At 71.0% G+C, this 17,162-nt stretch carries 10 protein-coding genes; 2 read left to right on the top strand and 8 right to left on the bottom strand.

Going from position 1 to position 17,162, the window contains the following annotated elements:
* Positions 1-9: 9 nt before the first annotated feature.
* The 6 genes from ACIHIX_RS26105 to ACIHIX_RS26080 form a co-directional block, all read right to left on the bottom strand.
* Positions 10-3,138 (bottom strand): CHAT domain-containing protein, encoded by a 3,129-nt coding sequence (locus ACIHIX_RS26105; RefSeq protein WP_399960102.1) that lies wholly within the window; start codon positions 3,136-3,138, stop codon positions 10-12.
* 30 nt (positions 3,139-3,168) lie between these two features.
* Entirely contained in the window at positions 3,169-6,927 is a 3,759-nt protein-coding gene (locus ACIHIX_RS26100) for a CHAT domain-containing protein (RefSeq protein ID WP_399960100.1), read from the bottom strand.
* A 125-nt stretch (positions 6,928-7,052) separates the two neighbouring features.
* Entirely contained in the window at positions 7,053-7,613 is a 561-nt protein-coding gene (locus tag ACIHIX_RS26095; protein WP_399960218.1) for a hypothetical protein, read from the bottom strand.
* Between the two features lie 178 nt (positions 7,614-7,791).
* Positions 7,792-8,832 (bottom strand): LacI family DNA-binding transcriptional regulator, encoded by a 1,041-nt coding sequence (locus ACIHIX_RS26090; RefSeq protein ID WP_399960098.1) that lies wholly within the window; start codon positions 8,830-8,832, stop codon positions 7,792-7,794.
* 85 nt (positions 8,833-8,917) lie between these two features.
* Complete coding sequence (locus ACIHIX_RS26085) at positions 8,918-10,678, bottom strand: discoidin domain-containing protein (RefSeq protein ID WP_399960096.1); 1,761 nt, start codon at positions 10,676-10,678, stop codon at positions 8,918-8,920.
* A gap of 12 nt (positions 10,679-10,690) precedes the next feature.
* Positions 10,691-11,785 carry a DUF1996 domain-containing protein gene (locus ACIHIX_RS26080; protein ID WP_399960095.1) on the bottom strand — a complete coding sequence of 365 codons (1,095 nt, stop codon included), beginning with the start codon at positions 11,783-11,785 and terminating at the stop codon, positions 10,691-10,693.
* Between the two features lie 320 nt (positions 11,786-12,105).
* Between ACIHIX_RS26080 and ACIHIX_RS26075 the strand changes: the two genes are divergently transcribed.
* Entirely contained in the window at positions 12,106-14,643 is a 2,538-nt protein-coding gene (locus tag ACIHIX_RS26075; protein ID WP_399960093.1) for a discoidin domain-containing protein, read from the top strand.
* Positions 14,644-14,771: 128 nt separating this feature from the next.
* On the opposite strand, the gene ACIHIX_RS26070 is transcribed toward ACIHIX_RS26075, so the two are convergent.
* Positions 14,772-15,602 carry a toll/interleukin-1 receptor domain-containing protein gene (locus ACIHIX_RS26070; protein WP_399960091.1) on the bottom strand — a complete coding sequence of 277 codons (831 nt, stop codon included), beginning with the start codon at positions 15,600-15,602 and terminating at the stop codon, positions 14,772-14,774.
* Between the two features lie 322 nt (positions 15,603-15,924).
* On the opposite strand from ACIHIX_RS26070, the gene ACIHIX_RS26065 reads away from it, so the two are divergent.
* Positions 15,925-16,674, top strand: coding sequence for a dienelactone hydrolase family protein (locus ACIHIX_RS26065; RefSeq protein ID WP_399960089.1), 750 nt, complete (start codon positions 15,925-15,927; stop codon positions 16,672-16,674).
* Between the two features lie 168 nt (positions 16,675-16,842).
* Here the strand turns inward: ACIHIX_RS26065 and ACIHIX_RS26060 are convergent, their stop codons facing one another.
* Positions 16,843-17,154, bottom strand: a complete 312-nt coding sequence (locus tag ACIHIX_RS26060; RefSeq protein WP_399960087.1) for a hypothetical protein — start codon at positions 17,152-17,154, stop codon at positions 16,843-16,845.
* Positions 17,155-17,162 lie beyond the last annotated feature (8 nt).

Raw genomic sequence — 17,162 nt, 5'->3', positions numbered from 1 at the left:
CACCGTGGGTCAGGCGCCGACATGGATGTGTGCCGCCCAGACGCTGGGGTGTCCGGGCATGCGCCGCCGGGCGGCGTGTACGGCTGAGTGCAGTGCGGGCGCGGCCGACTCGGCGGAGAGCCCTTCGGCGGTGCCGGCCCCGCGGTAGAAGTCGAGGGTGATGCGGCCGGCCGGATGGTCGTCGACGGGCCACAGGGTGCCGACCACGTGCCGGTAGCCCGCCAGATGGAACGCCGAGGTGATGTGGATGCCCTCGTCGGGGAGGAGCGCCGCACCCTGCGCGGTCGAACAGGCCGACAGATAGGCGACCTTGGCGTCGGGGGGCCGGGCCGTGACGATGTCCGACACCCGCAGCGGCGCGCTGTCGTGGTCGTGCAGGACCAAGGCGCTGCGTGAGGGGTAGGCGGTGTCGGTCGTGGCGTGGCAGGCGAAGTGCGCCCAGCTGTGGTCCGCCAGCGCGGTGAGGACCCGGTCGCGGGTGGCGGTGTTATGGGCCAGGAGTGTCTTGGCCACCGGGAGCGCCTTGAGGCGTGTGGTCTCCCGGCGGGTGGCGGGCAGGGCGGCATGCCCGGGCGCTGCCGCGGCGGAGACGATGAGCAGCCGGTCGTGTCCCGGTGGTTGCGGGCGACGGGAGAACGACAGGCTGCGCAGGGTGGGGCTGTAGGAGGACACCACACGGTCGAGTGCACCTCCCTCGCCCGGGTTCCCGTGCGTGTCGCGCCGTTGCGCGGCGTGCAGCGGCAGGAAGGACAGCAGGCCGGTGGGGATCCACCACACCCGGGGGCGCAGGCCGGGATCGGGCGTCGCGGGTGTGCCGAGGTGGCGCAGGACCGGCCCGGTGACCGCGTGCCACAGCCAGTCGAGCACACCGTGGATGCGCTCCTCCTGCCGTGTGCGGGCGTCACGGTCGGGGGTGTCCTCGCCCTGGATGGCTTCCAGCGAAGTGAGCAGGACGGATACCCGGGCGCGGACCGCTTCGGGTGTCGCGAGCGGCAGCGGGACGCGGGACGGGTGGTCACCGTGGACGATCAGGGCGTCGGAGCCCAGTTCGCTGAGATTGACCAGGACCGCGGGCCCGGTGCCCGGCGGCGGCACCAACTCGCTGAAGGAGGGCGGCCCGAGGAACGTCTCGAAACCCGGCAGTGCGCGGATCGCCCCGAGGACCGCGTCGAACTCGCGGGCCAGGGCCCTGCGTTCCTGAAGGGCGGTGCCGTCGACGTCGGCATGGCCCGGGTCGGGCACCGGGCTGTCCAGGCGGTGGCACACCTCGCGGAAACGGTCGGCCAGGGCGGCGTCGCGGCGGCCCAGGTCGGTGAGGTCGGTGCGGGCGTCCAGCGCCTGCCCGAGCAGGATGCCGCGACCCTGCTCCAGCAGCGTCACCGCCTGCGGAAGGTCACCGAGGCGGATCGCGCAGGCCGCGGCGTCCGAGGCGAGCGCGGTGTGCTCGGCGAGCTCCCGTTCCTGATCCTCCCTGTCCAGTTCCCTCGGAGCGCGCAGGCCGAGCAGTCCGACGGTCAGGCGCAGGCCCGCGACCGCGGTGTCCCAGTCGCCGAGTTCGGCCGCGAGGCGCCCCCAGGCGGCACCCGCGGCCACCCGCACCCGGGTCTGCGCGGTCGGCATCTCGGCTGCCTCGCGGAAGACGCGGACCGCGAGGGCCGCGTGGTGGGTCGGCGCCGCCCTATCGTCGGGCATCGCTGGACTGTCGGGCGTCGCTGGACTGTCGAGTGCCGCCGGACCGTCGTGTGCTGCCGTCTCGTCGGGCGTCGCCGGACCGTCGTGTGCTGCCGTCTCGTCGGGCGTCGCCGGACCGTCGTGTGCTGCCGTCTCGCCGAGTGCCGCCGTCTCGCCGAGCGCGGCCCGCTCGTAGAGGACCCCGCCGAGGTTGGACAGAAAGGCCGCACGCCGCGGGTGGTCGGCGGGACTCAGGTCCAGGGCCTGACGGAAGGCCGCCGCGGACTCCTCGGCGTCGGCAGCATCCCGGCTCGACCGAAAGCGCGCCCGCAGTGCCGCGCCGAGGTTGGACAGGTGCCCGGTCAGGCCCTGGTGCCCGGAACGGCACTCCCCAACGGCCCGCCGTGCGGCGGCGACGGACAGGTCGAGATCGGCTGCGCCGCCGCACGCGTCGAAACGCAGCCGGGCCGCCACACTCAGATTGGCGAGCCGACCCGGCAGGGCCGGATCATCGGCCTCGGTGGCCTCGATCGCCCTCTCCAGCAGCCGGACCGCGTCGTCGAGATCCTGGGGATCACCGCTGAGGCCGAACCGGGTCACGTGCGCGGTACCGAGGTTGGCGAGCCTGGCCGGCAGCGCCGGATCGCGTGGGTGCGTGGCCCGCACGGCCGCGCCGCCCGTCTCGATGGCCGCACGCAGATCGGCGCTGTCACCGGTGGCCTCGCAGCGGATCTGCAACGCCGTTCCGAGGTTCGACAGGATGCTCGCCCGGGACGGATGCCCGTCGGGCGCTGCCTTCGCCGCTCGACGGCCCAACTCCACGGCCCGGTCCAGGGCGGAGCGCTCGTGGCTGCGCTCGAACCACGTCTGATGGGTGCCGGCGAGGTTCGACAGGACGGACGCAGCATCGGCGTACCCGTCCGGCATCGCGTCCACCGCCCGCTGCCCGACGTCGGCGGCACGCCGGACGTCCGTCAGGTCGCCGCCGGCCTCGAACCGCACCCGCAGACACAACCCGAGGTTGTTGAGCGTCACGACGCGCAGCAACGGATGGGTGTGCCCCTGCGCGTCCACGGCCTCACCCAGGCGTATCGCCTCGTCCAACGCGTCGCCGTCCCCGGTCCGTTCGGCCAGTACACGCAACGAGTCGGCGAGGTTCACCATGGCCGCCGCCCGGTCCGGATGGCTCCCGCCACGGGCGTCGAGCGCCGCCCGTCCGGCCTGTGTCGCGCCGTGCAAATCGGTGAGGTCCCCGGTCCAGGAGTAGCGGGTCTTCAACGCCACGTCCAGCGCCGACAGCGCGGCGACACGCGTGTCCGCGGCGTCCGCGCAGCGCCGCAGCAGTCCTACGGCGCGCGACAGCAGAGCCTCGTCCCGCAGCCGGCGGGCCTCCTCCAGAACGGCGACGCCTTCCGCGTACCGCACGCGGGCCGTGTCCTGCGAGCCCTCACCCCTGTCAGACGGCATCCGACGCCTCTGTGGACGTCCGCACCGCGCTCAGCATCCCGTGTGCATGTAGGGCGCCCAGACGGCGGGGGACTTGGCGTAACGGGTGCGCAGGCCGTGCACGATGACGTGCAGGGCGCGGCCGGCCTGGCGTACGTCGATGCCGGACCCGTAACCGCGGACGGCGCGATAGAACTGCTCCGTCAGCTTGCCCGATGCCAGGTCGGCGGCTTCCCACAGGGCGCCGATCACCTGGGGGAAGCCGGCCACCTGGAAGGCCGACGCCAGGTGGATCGCTTCGTCGGGCAGCCGGTTGGTCCGGGCGGTGTGACAGGCGAGGAGGAGTGCGAGCTGTGCGTGGGGCAGTCGCTGCCGGGAGATCTCGGCGACGCTCAGCGGCCCGCCCGCCAGGGACAGTCGGCTCGCGGCCGGATTCTCCGCGTCGCTCACGCCATGGCAGGCGAAGTGCACCACGGCTGCCGCGGGCAGTTCGGCGAGCACCCGGGCCGGAGTGGCATCGGGGCCGTCCAGGATGCGCAGTGACGCCAACACCCGCGCGACCGAGGCCACTTCCCTGGCGGACGCCCCTGGGGAACCGCCGGCCCCGGTCGGCTGAGCCACGGCCAGGTACGAGCCCCTCGCACCGGTTAGTGTGGCCGCCTGACGGGCGTGGCGCAGCGCCCTGACGCCGGGGGTGTAGGAGGAGGCGACCCGGTCCAGGACCGATCGCCGCTGGGCGAGGTGGCCCTTGCGCTGGTAACCGGCGGCGTGCAGCGGCAGGTGGGCCAGGGGGCCGGAGGCGGACCACCACAGTCGGGGGATCGTCTGCCGGGGCGTGTCGTGGGGGAGGGGCGCGGTGAGCCCCGCGGCGTCGAGGACCGGTTCGGCCACGGTGTCCCACAGCCACTCCAGCGTGCGGAAGACGACCTCGCGCGCCTGCTCCTGCTCGCGTGGTGAGTCACTGTCCAGGGCGACCGCGGCCAGGAACTCCTGCGCCCTGTCGGCCACATCGCCCTCGGTCACATCGAGCGGCACGTGCCTGACGCCTCCCGTGGTCACCACGAGCGCGTCGCAGCGCAGCGGGTCGACATTGATCATGACGATCGGCCCTTGAGCCGCCTCGTCCCGCAGCTGCCGGACGGTCGGCGGCAGCAGGAACCGCTCGAACCCGGGCTGTGCCCGGACGTCCGTCAACAGCAGCCGCCACTCCTCTGCCACGGTGTGCTGTTCGCGCACCCGCGCCGACTCCTCACCCGCGCCGGCCCGTTCGGCGCGCAGCATCCGGTCACTGAGGGCCGTGAATCGGGCGGCCAGTTCGGGACAGGCCTCGGCCAGGTCCGAGACGTCGGTACGGGCTTCCAGGTCCTGAGCCATCAGTACGGCCCGGCCCTGTTCCAGCAACGTCAGCGCCTGCTCGGGCCGGCCCGCCGCGATGGCCACGGCACATCCGGTACGGCCGAGACTGGTCCCCGCGATCTGGTCAGGCAGACCCGCGTCACCCCCGCGGACGGTGGCCATGAGGTAGGGGCGGCCCTGCATCGCGGCGCGCAGGGCGTTCTGACGATCGTCCCGGCCCAGGGCGCGCGACGTGAGCAGGGGCAGTACGTCCAGTGCGACGGCGGCGGCGTCGGCGGCCTGGTCCCACGCGCGGCTCTCGATGGCGCGCAGGAGTGCCGAGCGGGCGTTCTCGAACCTCGCGGTCGGCGGCAGCAGTTGTTCCGCTGCCGGATCCCACCGCGCCTGGGCCGAGTCGAAGGCGTCGTTGTCCGCCCGCACGTAGGCATCGGTGGCGAGTACGGCACGGTGGATCTGGTCGAACGCCGGGCGCAGGCGGCCCTGGAACGACTCCGTGCCGAGGACGGCCGCCTGCTCCGGCAGTGCCTCCAGCCGTCGCAACGCGTCCTGCGTGATGCGTACCGCCTCCGCCGACCTGACCGGGTCGCGCAACAGCCCTGACAGGTCGGAGAGCGCATGCGCATAGGTGATCGAGCCACCCAGCCAGGCGATCGAGCCCACGGGCAACTGCTCCCTGGCCCAGAGCAGGGCGCTCGCGGCGCGTTCGACGGTCGCGCTGTGCCGGCACATCACGCCGTACATGTGCCGGTAGTTCTCCACCGTGCACAACAGGTCGATGTAGTGGGGGCCGGCCTGAGGCAGGTCCGCCAGCACCTCGTCACCGCACCTGACGGCCCGCTCCATCTGCGCCGGGTCATTGCTGAGGGTGGAGCCGATGGCTATGACATGGACCAGGACGGACGCCATCCAGCCGCGTCCGTCGTCCCGGCCCGGTCGCGCGAGCCGGTCGCGCAACTCCTTCTCGGCGAGTGCGAGAAGCCGTGGATCCAGTGGCGTGCCGTCGTCCGCCACCATGCTGCGCCAGACGGCCGCCGCGTCCGGCGGCAGATCGGCGAGCGGTGGCGGCGAGGTCCCGAACAGTGAGGTGACCGGTTCGGAAGCCGGCTGCGGACCCGGGGCGGGCACCGTGTCCGGACCGGGAGGCCAAACGGGCTCGGCGACCGGCGCCGTCATCGCGGAGAAGGGGACACCCTGACTGTCGGAGTCCCACTCCGTCCCAGGCTGTCCCCCCGACCCGGGGGACACATAGCCGGGCGGCGTCAGCGGAGCGTCCAGCTGCAACGGAGGCAGTTCTGTCAGCACGCTGCCGAACAAGGGCTTCAGATCGCCGATCAACCCGCTCACGTTGAACGGGAAGGTGCGCATCAGCCGAACCACCTTGGCCGCGCCTTCCCGCTTGAGCGCGATGTGCGGAAGCAGCGGATGACCGGCCGGCAAGTCACGCTCCAGCGCGGCCCACAGCTCATCCGACCGTGTCACATCCTCCGGCGACCACGCCAGAAAGCCCCGGGCGCTCAGCATGGACGCCATGTTGACGCCGTACATGCCGCGGTCGTCCGGAGGCCCGTCGGTCCGGAACGCCTCAAGGTGGGCGATCGCCTCGTCGACGGTCGCCAGGTCCGGATGGTCGGTCGCCGCCGACATGAGGGCGATCGCCAGGACGAAGTGCGCGGTGGCGGCCTCGTACCGGTCGTAGGGGGCTCCGTGGCCCCGAGCGCGGTGTACGGCGTCCACGGCGAGGCGTCCCGCGCGGACCGCGGTCTCGACCGCCGAACGGTCCTGCAGGTGCAGGCGGAACCAGGCGACGCCGGCGTAGGCGGCCATACGCCCGACCGCCGCCGCCTCGATGTGGTCCGGTGTCACGGCGGAGAGCGCGGCACGCGCCCGTTCCCAGGCGTCCGTGAGCTGCGCGGTGTTCCCGGACTCGTAGCGCTGGTAGGCGGCCCGGGCGAGCCGGACCAGCAGCGTGGCCAGAGCGAGGTCGTCCCGCGGCAGCCCGGCGACGAGGCGTTCGGCGTCACGTTCGATGGGTGCGGGCGCCTCGAAGTGGCGGGGCAACGGCAGATCCGGGTACGTGGCCGCGACCGCCACCGGATCGCTCGCCGCGCGGTTCTGGGTCTGCGCGGCGAGACGGTGACGTACTTCCTGGGACAGCCGGTAGTCCCCGTACAGCGTGGAGAGGGTGTGTTCCGCCAGCCACAGATGCAGCGCCCACCGGGCGCGCTCGGGATGGTCATGCGGGGCCGTGTCCAACGCCAGCCCCATCAGGGCGGCCGTGGCAGCCGCCGCACCCGGGCCGTCCCCGTTCCACGAAGCGCGCAGCAGGCCTGCGGCCGGCGCCAGCCAACTGCGCGGGTCCTCAGTCGCGGACGCCAGCGCTCGGTTCACCTCCGACGAGCGGCTCACATCGAAACGGGCCAGCATCCGATTCACGACCACATCCACGTCCGCCACCCACCCAGTCTGCTGGTTCCGCCCACCCGAAGCGCGCAGTTGACAGGATGTGACACCGGTTGACTACGGCAGGCGATCCATCGGCGCGGACGGATCGCCCGGTGGTCCGGTCCTCGGGCGACGGGTCAACAGGCGAACGCTTCCGTCAGGCTCACCCGGTAGCCGTCCTCTTCCATCAGTACGACGGTGACGCCGAACGGCGAGGGGTGGTCGATCTCGATCGGGATGAAGGAGAAGTCCACCGCGGCCTGGATCGGCGGCACCAGTTCGCCGCCCGGTTGCGGCGCGGGGGCCGGCATCCAGTCCGGGGCGATCGACGCCCAGCCCTCGGAACTGCGGGACAGGAGCTCCTCGTTGTAGGGGTACTGGTGCAGGACGTGCCCGTCCCGAGTGGCGAGCGCCAGGTTCAGGCAGGGCGCCGGGCCGGCCACGGGCAGCTCGCAGGCGGTGGCGACGTCGTGGGTCTCCCAGACCAGGACCACCTCGTCCGCGCCGGCCGCCGCGGCGATGTTCGCGAGTTCGGCGATCCCGGTGAGCGCGTCCTGACCGGCCTTCAGCGGACGGGCCCAGATCATCCCGACCAACTCGCCGCGCACCAGCGGCATGATGAGCGGGCGCGGAACCGTGCCCTCGCCCAGCGAGGCGGTGTACGTCTCCTTCGCCACGCTGACCAGCGCGTCCCACATCCCTGCTTCCACGGAAGCCCCTTCCCTCTGCCGAGTCGATACCCGCCGACCCTGCCACGGGGGTGGAGGCCGTGTCAGCGGGATGATCGGTCGGCACCCGAAGGCGTTCCTGGAATGCCGACGGCAAGGCGGTTCGGTCCGTCGTGGATGCTCTGGACGTGCGGTGGATCTTCCTCACTCACGCCGACTCGCGCACCACGAGTTCCGGCTCGAAGACGACCGATGTCGCCTCGGTCCGTACACCGTGTACGTGGTCGTCGAGCAGACGGGCCATCTGAGCCGCCATCTCCTCGACCGGCTGGCGGACGGTGGTCAGTTGGGGCCGGCAGGTGAGGGCGACGCTGGAGTCGTCGAAGCCGACGACGGCCACGTCCTGCGGAACCCGGCGCCCACGTTCGCGCAGCACCTGGCACGCGCCCTGCGCCATGAGGTCGTTGGCCGCGAACACACCGTCCGTGTCGGGGTGGCGGGCCAGCAGGTCGGACATGGCCGCGATGCCGCTGTCGAGGGTGAAGCCGCCCTCGGCGACGGGGACGTAGGGGCGGCCGTGCCGGGCGAGGGTGTCGCGGAAGCCGGCCAGTCGCTCCTGGCTCGCGGCGACGTCCAAGGGGCCGCTGATCGTGGCGAGGTGGCGGCAGCCGCGGGCGAGGAGGTGCTCGGCGGCCAGGCGTGCTCCGTCCCGGTGCGCCAGGTCGACGTAGCTGAGCGGAACCGGACGTGAGGGCCGGGCGAAGAGCACCGCGGGGAGCCGGGCGTCGGCGAGGAGGGCGGGCAACGGGTCGTCGGCGTGGGTGGAGACCACCAGGGCGCCGTCGGCACGCCCCTGCCGCAGGTACGTCAGCACTTCCTGACGGGCCTCGGCGGACTCGGCGAACATCAGCACGGGGTGCAGGGAGCGGGGGCGTAGATGGCCGACGACGCCCGCGACCACCCGTCCGAAGAAGGGGTCGGCGAACACGCGGGCGGCGAAGGCGTTCTGGGCGGCGTCCGTGGTGTCTCCCGCGCCGGACACCACCAGGGCCACGGTCTCGGTCCGCCGGGTCACCAGGGAACGGGCGGCCCGGTTGGGGGCGTATCCCGTTCGGTCGATGGCGCGGCGGACCAGGTCCTGTATCTCCGGATCGACGTTGCGGGTGCCGTTGACGACCCGGGACACGGTGGCCCGGGAGACACCGGCCTCCCGGGCGACGTCCTCCAACGTCGGGGCCCGTCTGCGCATGCAGGCACCCTAACGGACCGGCCGATCAAGCAATAGAGCGCTCTCCGGCGCCGATCCGACGGGGTACGGCCCGACAGGGCGACCGTCAGGCGTAGACGCCGAACTCGTACAGCGAATAGCCCCAGCCAGTGCCCCGCGCCGTGCCGTTGACCCGGACGTACCGGCCCGTCGCGGTGACGTCGAAGTCGTCGATGCCGCCGTTGCCGTCGGACACGGTGTGCACGGTCCGCCAGTTCTGGCCGTCGTCGGAGGTCTGGATGGTGTACGCCTTCGCGTACGACGCCTCCCAGTACAGCTGGACGTGCCGGAACGTGGTGCGGGTGCCGAGGTCGACCTGGAGCCACTGGGGGTCGCTCCAGTCGGCGGCCCAGCGGGTGGCGGGGTTCGCGTCGACCGCGTTGGCGGCGGGGCAGGGGCAGTCGCCGTAACTCGCCTGGAACGACGAGGCGGTGGCCGGTCTGCCCTGGGCCAGGTTGGTGCCCTGGGGTACAGGTGGGACGACGCGGATCGAGCGGGTCTCCACGCCGACGTTGCCGCGCCCGTCGGTCACCTTGACGTACATCTTCCACACGCCCGGGCGGTCGGGTGCGGTCACCTTCAGTCGGCCGCCGCCGAGGTCGGTGAAGGGCAGCGAGGCCAGGTTCTTGCTTTGATCGACGTACATGCTGTTGTCGAGGACCTCGTAGGAGAGCGGGTCGCCGTCGGGGTCGGTGGCCTTCACCGACAACACGAGGTCGTGCCCGGCCGCCACCTTGCCCGCGTTGCCCTCCACGGCCAGGTCGGAGATGACGGGCGGTGTGTTGTCGTGCGTGGTGTCGCCGCCGTAGGCCCTCTTCACCGCGTAGTACGACAGACGTTTCTGGCCCGCGGGCAGCAGGTTGAACCAGATGCCGCCGAAGTCGTACTCGGTGCCGTAGTGGAACATCGTGGCGCCGAGCGCGACGCCCTGGTGTCCCGTGACGCAGCCCCAGGCCCGGGTGTAGCCGTCGGCCTTGGCCCGGTCGGAGGGTTCGAGCGGGACGCCGTTGGTGTCGTCCGGCACCTCCCACTCGCCGGCCGGACCGGTCTCGGTGACGATGTAGGGCTTGGTGTAACCCCCCTGCTCCCAGGCGGACTTGATGTCACAGACCGCGTTGTAGGAGTTCACGGCGTACAGGTCGAGATCCGGCGCGTTCTTCTTGTAGTACGGCCACGCCCCCACCCAGGCGTCGGTGGAGGTGACGGGGTGGTCCGGGTCCACGGCGTGGATCTTCTTGGTGATGTCGTTGACGAGGGTGGTGTAGGCGTCGCGCTGCCTTTCCAGCTCGGCACCGCTGTAGCAGTTCTGGAGGCCGAGGACGGACTCGTTGCCGACGTCCCACATGAGCACGCCGGGGTTGTCCTTGTACGTCTGGACCCACCGGGGGAACTCGTCGAGCATGTGGTTCTTGTACGTGGTGTCGGTCACGTAGTTGACGCAGCCGCCGCTGCCGGGGCCGCCGCCGGGCTGGAGCCAGAAACCGGCGACGACCTTGATGCCGTGGGCGGCCGCGGAGTCGAACAGGGCTTTGCTGGAGGCGTCGGTGCCCCAGGTACGGATCGTGTTGACGCCCATGGACCGCAGGTCCGGCATGTACTTCTCGGCGTCCGCGACGCTCGGGCCCCAGGTCAGTCCCTTCATCAGGTACGGCCGTCCGTCCACCGTCAACTGCCAGGCGCCCTGGTGGCCGGTGACCTTGACGACGCTGCCGGCGGCGTGGGCCTGGGTGGTGGGCAGTGCGATGAGGAAGCCGGCGGCCAGGGCACCGGCGGTGAGGGGCGCCGCGGTGCGGCGGGTTCTGGAGCGTGTGCGGGGTCGTGGGGTCATCGCTGCTGCTCCTCAGGGGAGTTGGTAGTGCTCGTCGAGTGCCGCGCCCGCTTCCGGGTGGGTCTGGTCGTAGCCGCGTGCGTCGCACTGGAGCCCGCCGACGACGCAGTGGTCGACCAGCGCCTTGAGCGTGGGGGAGTCCCAGGCGTTGAAGAAGTCGTAGTGGAAGGTGTGGCCCGCTCCGCTGGCCAGACGCACCTTGGACATGTCGCCGTTGACCGGGAAGGCCATCTTGAACTCGATCATCGGCAGGGCGACCGGGTGGTCGGCCGGGCAGATGTTGTCGTTCGTGCCGGGCTTGACCACGGGGTAGGCCATGTGGCTCTTGTGATCGGGGGTGTCGAGGTACCTGCCGTCCCAGCAACTGGGGGCCTGGAAGCGGATGTTGAGCTGGACGTCGGCGCGGTCGGGACATGTCGCCGGGAACTCGGTGTTGAAGAAGCTGTCGCCGCACTCCCAGCCTTCGACGAAGCCGGGGTGGTGGCGGAACTCGTCGGCGCTCTGCATCGGGCTGCCGACGACGAACCGCAGACCCTTGGGGAAGGGGCGCACGCTGGTGTAGTCGGTGACGCCCGCCTTGTAGTAGATGACCTGCGGTCCCACCGGGAGGATCTGCCGGTCGCCGTTGTAGAGGGTGGGCATCCAGTAGCCGGACCGGTCACCCGGTGCCTTGCAGGTGGTGGCGCCGGTCTCCAGTGAGGCCGTGGTGCTGTAGGCGTCGGTCGTGGTGTTGCCCATGAACGTGTGGTCGTGGGAGGTGCCGGGCTGCTGCGGGTAGACGATGGGGTCGTCGGGCCGGGTGTGGGTGACCGAGCAGTTGGCCTGGAACTCGTGGAAGTAGCGGTGGGGCGGGTTCTGTGTGGACGGTGTCACGCCGGTGACCGGCGGGTTCGCGGGAATGTAGCCGTCGCCGTCCGGGTCCTCGGGTGAGTTGGCGGTGGACGCGGCCATCGCGTGCCCGGAGTGCGTGGCCGCGAACGTCCGGGCGGCCGAGCTGTGCGGTGCGGGCGGGCCGGAGCTGACGGCGACGCCGCCCAGTCCGAGCGAGGTCAGCAGGAGCGCGCCGGTGATCAGCGTGGCTGACAGGCCTTTCGATCTCGGTGACATGGAGATCTCCTCCTGTGCTGTGGGGGTCTGGAGCGAGTGCTCGGCGCGATGGCGCGGCTCGGCGTCAGGGAGCGCCGGATCGGATGTGGGAGAGCGCTCTCCCGCCGAGGAGTGTTGAGGGCATGTCATCAAGATGTCAAGGGATCCGGCAGAAGCCGACCCGGAAAGATTTCAACTTCCGAAGGCTTGCCGGGAGTTGCGACTCATCAGTTAAATCAAGACGTGAACTAAGCGTCGGGGTGCAGCCCTTGGCGTGTCGATCCGCCTGCACGTCGGCAACTCCCCGTGTTCCCTTCCCCACCACACCCGCAGGGACCTCCATGAGACTGAGATCCATGGGCGCCGTGCTCGCCGCCCTGGCAGCGCTGCTCGCCCTCCCCGCCGCCCACTCGGCCGGCGCGGCCGAACTCCCGCTGTCACAAGGCAAGACGGCGACATCCTCCTCCGACGAGAACGCCGGCACCCCGGCAGCCGCCGCCTTCGACGGCAACACCGCCACCCGCTGGTCGTCGGCCGCCACCGACACCCAGTGGCTCCAGGTCGACCTGGGCGCCACCGCCACGCTCTCGAAGGTCGTCCTCACCTGGGAGGCGGCCTACGGCAAGGACTACAAGATCCAGGCATCCGCCGACGGCAGCACCTGGACCGACCTGACCTCCGTCACCGGCGGCGACGGAGGCACCGACACCCTCGACGTCTCCGGACAGGGCCGCTACGTCAGGATGTACGGCATCCACCGCGCCACCCCATGGGGCTACTCCCTCTGGGAGTTCCAGGTCTTCGGCACCTCGGGCACCGGCACGTCCTCCTGCGACACGGCGAACGCCGCGAAGGGCAGGCCCGCCTCGGCCTCCTCCACGGAGAACGCCGGCACCCCCGCCTCCGCCGCTTTCGACGGCGACACCGGCACCCGCTGGTCCAGCCAGGCCTCCGACCCGCAGTGGGTGCGGGTCGACCTCGGCTCGGTCAAGGACCTCTGCAAGATCGACCTGAGCTGGGAGGCCGCCTACGCCAAGGAGTTCCAGATCCAGGCCTCCTCCGACGGCCAGAACTGGAGCACCCTCAAGAGCGTCACCGGCGCGAGCGGCGGCACGGCCTCCTACGACGTCACCGGCTCCGGCCGCTACCTCCGGGTCAACGGCACCGTCCGCGCCACGGGCTACGGCTACTCCCTGTGGGAGGTCGCCGTCCACACCACCACCGGCGGCGTTCCCCCGGTCCAGGGCGGCGGCGACCTCGGACCGAACGTCATCGTCGTCGACCCCAACACCCCGGGCCTCCAGCAGAAGTTCGACGACGTCTTCGCCCAGCAGGAGTCCAGCCAGTTCGGCAACGGCCGCTACCAGTTCCTGCTCAAGCCCGGCACCTACAACGGCATCAACGCCCAACTCGGCTTCTACACCTCGATCTCGGGACTCGGCCTCAACCCCGACGACACCCAGATCAACGGCGACATCACCGTCGACGCCGGCTGGTTCAACGGCAACGCCACCCAGAACTTCTGGCGCTCGGCGGAGAACCTCGCCATCACACCGTCCAACGGCACCGACCGCTGGGCCGTCGCCCAGGCCGCCCCCTTCCGCCGTATCCACGTCAAGGGTGGCCTCAACCTGGCCCCGAACGGCTACGGTTGGGCCTCCGGCGGCTACATCGCCGACTCCAAGATCGACGGCACCGTCGGCCCCTACTCCCAGCAGCAGTGGTACACCCGCGACAGCTCCGTCGGCGGCTGGACCAACGGCGTGTGGAACATGACCTTCACCGGTGTGCAGGGCGCCCCGGCGACCAACTTCGACTCGGGCCCGTACACCACCCTCGACACCACGCCCGTCTCCCGCGAGAAGCCCTTCCTCTACCTCGACGGCAGCACCTACAAGGTGTTCGTGCCCGCCAAGCGCACCAACGCCCGCGGCGTGTCCTGGCCGGCGAACGCCGGCACCTCCCTGCCGCTCGACCAGTTCTACGTCGTCAAGCCCGGCGCCACCGCCGCCACCATCAACCAGGCGCTCGCCCAGGGCCTCAACCTCCTGTTCACGCCCGGCGTCTACCACCTCGACCAGACCGTCAACGTCACCCGCGCCGACACCGTCGTCCTCGGACTGGGCCTGGCCACGCTCGTACCGGACAACGGCATCGACGCCATGCACGTGGCCGACGTCGACGGCGTGCGCCTCGCCGGCTTCCTCATCGACGCGGGCCCCGTCAACTCCGACACCCTCCTCCAGATCGGGCAGCCCGGCGCCGGCGCCGACCACTCCGCCGACCCGACCACCGTCCAGGACGTGTTCGTCCGCATCGGCGGAGCCGGAGCCGGCCTCGCCACCAACTCCGTCGTCGTCAACAGCGACGACGTCGTCATCGACCACACCTGGCTGTGGCGCGCCGACCACGGCACCGGCGTCGGCTGGGACACCAACCGCGCCGACTACGGCCTGCGCGTCAACGGCGACGACGTCCTGGCCACGGGCCTGTTCGTGGAGCACTTCAACAAGTACGACGTCCTGTGGAACGGCGAACGCGGCCGCACGATCTTCTTCCAGAACGAGAAGGCCTACGACGCCCCGAACGCCGCCGCCATCACCCACGACGGCATCGTCGGCTACGCCGCCTACAAGGTCGCCGACTCGGTGACCCAGCACGAGGCGTGGGGACTCGGCAGCTACTGCAACTACACCTCCGATCCGACGATCGTCCAGACACACGGCTTCCAGGTCCCGGTCACCGCCGGAGTGAAGCTGCACGACGTGCTGGTGATCTCGCTCGGCGGCAAGGGCCAGTACGCCCACGTCGTCAACAACACCGGCGCACCGACCTCGGGGACGGACACCGTGCCCTCGAAGCTGACGTCGTTCCCGTGACCGACGCGACGGGTGACGCCGCGCGCCGCCCCTGACCGCCCGCCGGGACCCGCGAGCCGCGGGTCCCGGCGGACGGTGTCTCGCGGTACGGCCTGATGGCAACCATCAAGGGGGACGGTCGACGGGCCTCAGCGTGGCCGGTCGCGGAAGGCCTGGGCCGCCCAGGCCGCGACAGCGAACCAGCACAGCAGAACCGCGGCGGGTGTCGGAGCGAGAACCCACGGATCGCTTTCCCCACCCATCAGGTCGACGGCGCTGCCGGACAGATAGAAGGTGACGGCGGCGAGTATCACCGTCATGGTCACGTCCGCCACCCATGCGCCCGCCTTGGTGAACCGACGCCTGCGGGCCCAGCAAAGAGGCGGATAGACCAACCCGAACACCATGAGGAACGGGGTGTCGGGACGTTCGCTGAGGAAGGCAGGTAAGCCCAGGAGCGCCGTCGCGATCAACGGAGTCCGGCAGCTCCAGAGCTGGGTAGGCGTGCGGTCGACCGGCCCGATGAAACGGCGGGGCCCGCGGCGGCGCGCAGGCGTGGAGGCGGTGTAGGGGGCAGGTCGGGTCCCGGTGTCTCCTGGCACAGCGCTCACCAGTCCGTGCACCCGCCCGAAGAAGCCGGGAGACGGCATCCGGCCGTCTGTCACATCCTCGAACTGCAGGTTCGCCAGGCGCAGCGAGGTCACTTTACGGCGCAGCAACGGGAGTACGGGGACGCCGAGTTCCTGAGCGTAGCTCAGCTCCCGGTCGACCCATTCCGAGGCCAGAGCGGCCGGCGTGACGATCACGACCAGCACAGCTGCCTGGTCTATCTGCCGTTGGACGGTGGAGGCCCATCTGTCGCCGTATTCGAGGTCGTCGTCGACCCAGAAGGAAATGCCCTCCTGGCGGAGACGGGACTTGAGATCGGCGACGTAGGACCTGTCTTTCCGGCTGTAGCTGATGAACGCGTGCCCCGTCATGCCAGTTCCCTCAGACGTGCGTCCGGTCCGACCCCGGTGTTCCTACCCCGCGCAGCGCACGAACGCACCCCACCTGTCGGGTCGGCGCAGTCGTGAGCCTTGGCTGTGACGACGAGGGTCTTTCGTTCGCTGGGCTACGCTGCGCAGTATGAATACCGGGACGGCGTCGCGCCACACACGGATTGGCGACCCGGTGCTCCTCTGAGCGCCGTACGGGCCGACGTCGGCCCGCAGTTGGGTCGGGGGTCTGGCGCTGCCGCGCGCGCTCCGCCTCCTGTCGTGACGATCACAGCACGCCACGTCAGTCACGACAGGAGAATTGATGCCCACCAAGACGCTGCACATCGCCACTGCGGACGGCCAGGCCGACGCTTTGGTCGCCTTCCCCGACGACGGGGCGCGGCACCCAGGGGTCCTGATGTACGCGGACGGCTTCGGGATCCGGCCCGTACTGCGGGAGATGGCCCGCGAACTGGCCCGGCACGGGTACTACGTGCTGGTCCCCAACTACTTCTACCGGCACGGCCCCGCACCGGTGATCGAACTTCCCGAGCGCATCGGAGAAGACGCCCGGCCCGCGATCTTCGCCCAGCTGATGCCCTTGATCGAGGCGCACCTGGCCGACGAGCGTGTCCTGGGTGACGCAGACGCCTACCTCAGGTTCCTCACCGCACAGCCCGAGGTCGGCGCCGGTCCGGTCGCGGTGACCGGCTACTGCATCGGCGGCCTCCTGGCGCTGCGTACGGCCGCGGCCCACCCCGGCCAGGTGGCCGCCGTCGCCGGATTCCACTGCCCCGTGGTGGCGGACGGGCCCGACGGCCTGCACGGCCTCCTCGCCAAGATCACCGGCCAGGTCCATCTCGGCCACGCGGAAGGCGACTTGACGCCCGAGGCTCTCGGCGAGCTGAACCATGCCCTGCAAGCCGCGGGGGTCGACTACACCTCCGAGATTTACCCCGGCACCGTCCACGGCTTCACCATGTCCGACACCGACGCCTTCGACCCCGCCGGACTGCAGCGCCACTGGGACCGTCTGCTGGCCCTCCTCGATCGCACCCTGGCCAACGGCTGAGGCTCCGGGAACGGGCCGCCGACTCCCGGAACGCTGTGGCAGCATTCCGGGCATACGTGGGGTCGGACCTTCGCGAACACCCGTCGGCGGCCCACGGCGATCAGCGCCGCGTTCCGGGAGGCCGCGAACCAAGCAGTCGTGCGGTGTTCCGGCCCTGGAGACGCGTCATCACGGCGTACAACCCACCCCGCCGGCGTACTTCGAGCTGCTGATGAACCAGGTGGGGCCCAAGGTGTACGTCGAGTGGGCGGCCACGCACTGGAAGCTCTGGCTGGCACCCAGAGCCCATGTCTCGATCAGGTGGCTGTAGTTGCCGCAGTTGATCCACTGAGCCCAGCCGTCGATGTTGTCGTTGTAGCCGCATATGGCGGCGGGGGCCGCGGCGGTCTGGTCCGCGGCCTGTGCCTGGCTCGTGAGTGTCAGGGGGCCGACGATCGCGAGCCCCAGTGCCGCCGCGGTGAGCGATATCTTCCTGAACATCGTTTTCC

Source organism: Streptomyces sp. NPDC051913 (genome assembly GCF_044593635.1).
Taxonomy (GTDB): Bacteria; Actinomycetota; Actinomycetes; order Streptomycetales; family Streptomycetaceae; genus Streptomyces.
The sequence above is the reverse complement of the archived record's forward strand: the minus strand, read 5'-3'. Positions and strand labels throughout refer to the sequence as shown.

What these genes read in the sequence shown, in the direction of transcription:
- ACIHIX_RS26105 (WP_399960102.1), bottom strand. Translation starts at nt 3,138, where the DNA reads ATGCCGTCTGACAGGGGTGAGGGCTCGCAGGACACGGCCCGCGTGCGG.
- ACIHIX_RS26095 (WP_399960218.1), bottom strand. Translation starts at nt 7,613, where the DNA reads ATGTGGGACGCGCTGGTCAGCGTGGCGAAGGAGACGTACACCGCCTCG.
- ACIHIX_RS26090 (WP_399960098.1), bottom strand. Translation starts at nt 8,832, where the DNA reads ATGCGCAGACGGGCCCCGACGTTGGAGGACGTCGCCCGGGAGGCCGGT.
- ACIHIX_RS26085 (WP_399960096.1), bottom strand. Translation starts at nt 10,678, where the DNA reads ATGACCCCACGACCCCGCACACGCTCCAGAACCCGCCGCACCGCGGCG.
- ACIHIX_RS26080 (WP_399960095.1), bottom strand. Translation starts at nt 11,785, where the DNA reads ATGTCACCGAGATCGAAAGGCCTGTCAGCCACGCTGATCACCGGCGCG.
- ACIHIX_RS26075 (WP_399960093.1), top strand. Translation starts at nt 12,106, where the DNA reads ATGAGACTGAGATCCATGGGCGCCGTGCTCGCCGCCCTGGCAGCGCTG.
- ACIHIX_RS26070 (WP_399960091.1), bottom strand. Translation starts at nt 15,602, where the DNA reads ATGACGGGGCACGCGTTCATCAGCTACAGCCGGAAAGACAGGTCCTAC.
- ACIHIX_RS26065 (WP_399960089.1), top strand. Translation starts at nt 15,925, where the DNA reads ATGCCCACCAAGACGCTGCACATCGCCACTGCGGACGGCCAGGCCGAC.
- ACIHIX_RS26060 (WP_399960087.1), bottom strand. Translation starts at nt 17,154, where the DNA reads ATGTTCAGGAAGATATCGCTCACCGCGGCGGCACTGGGGCTCGCGATC.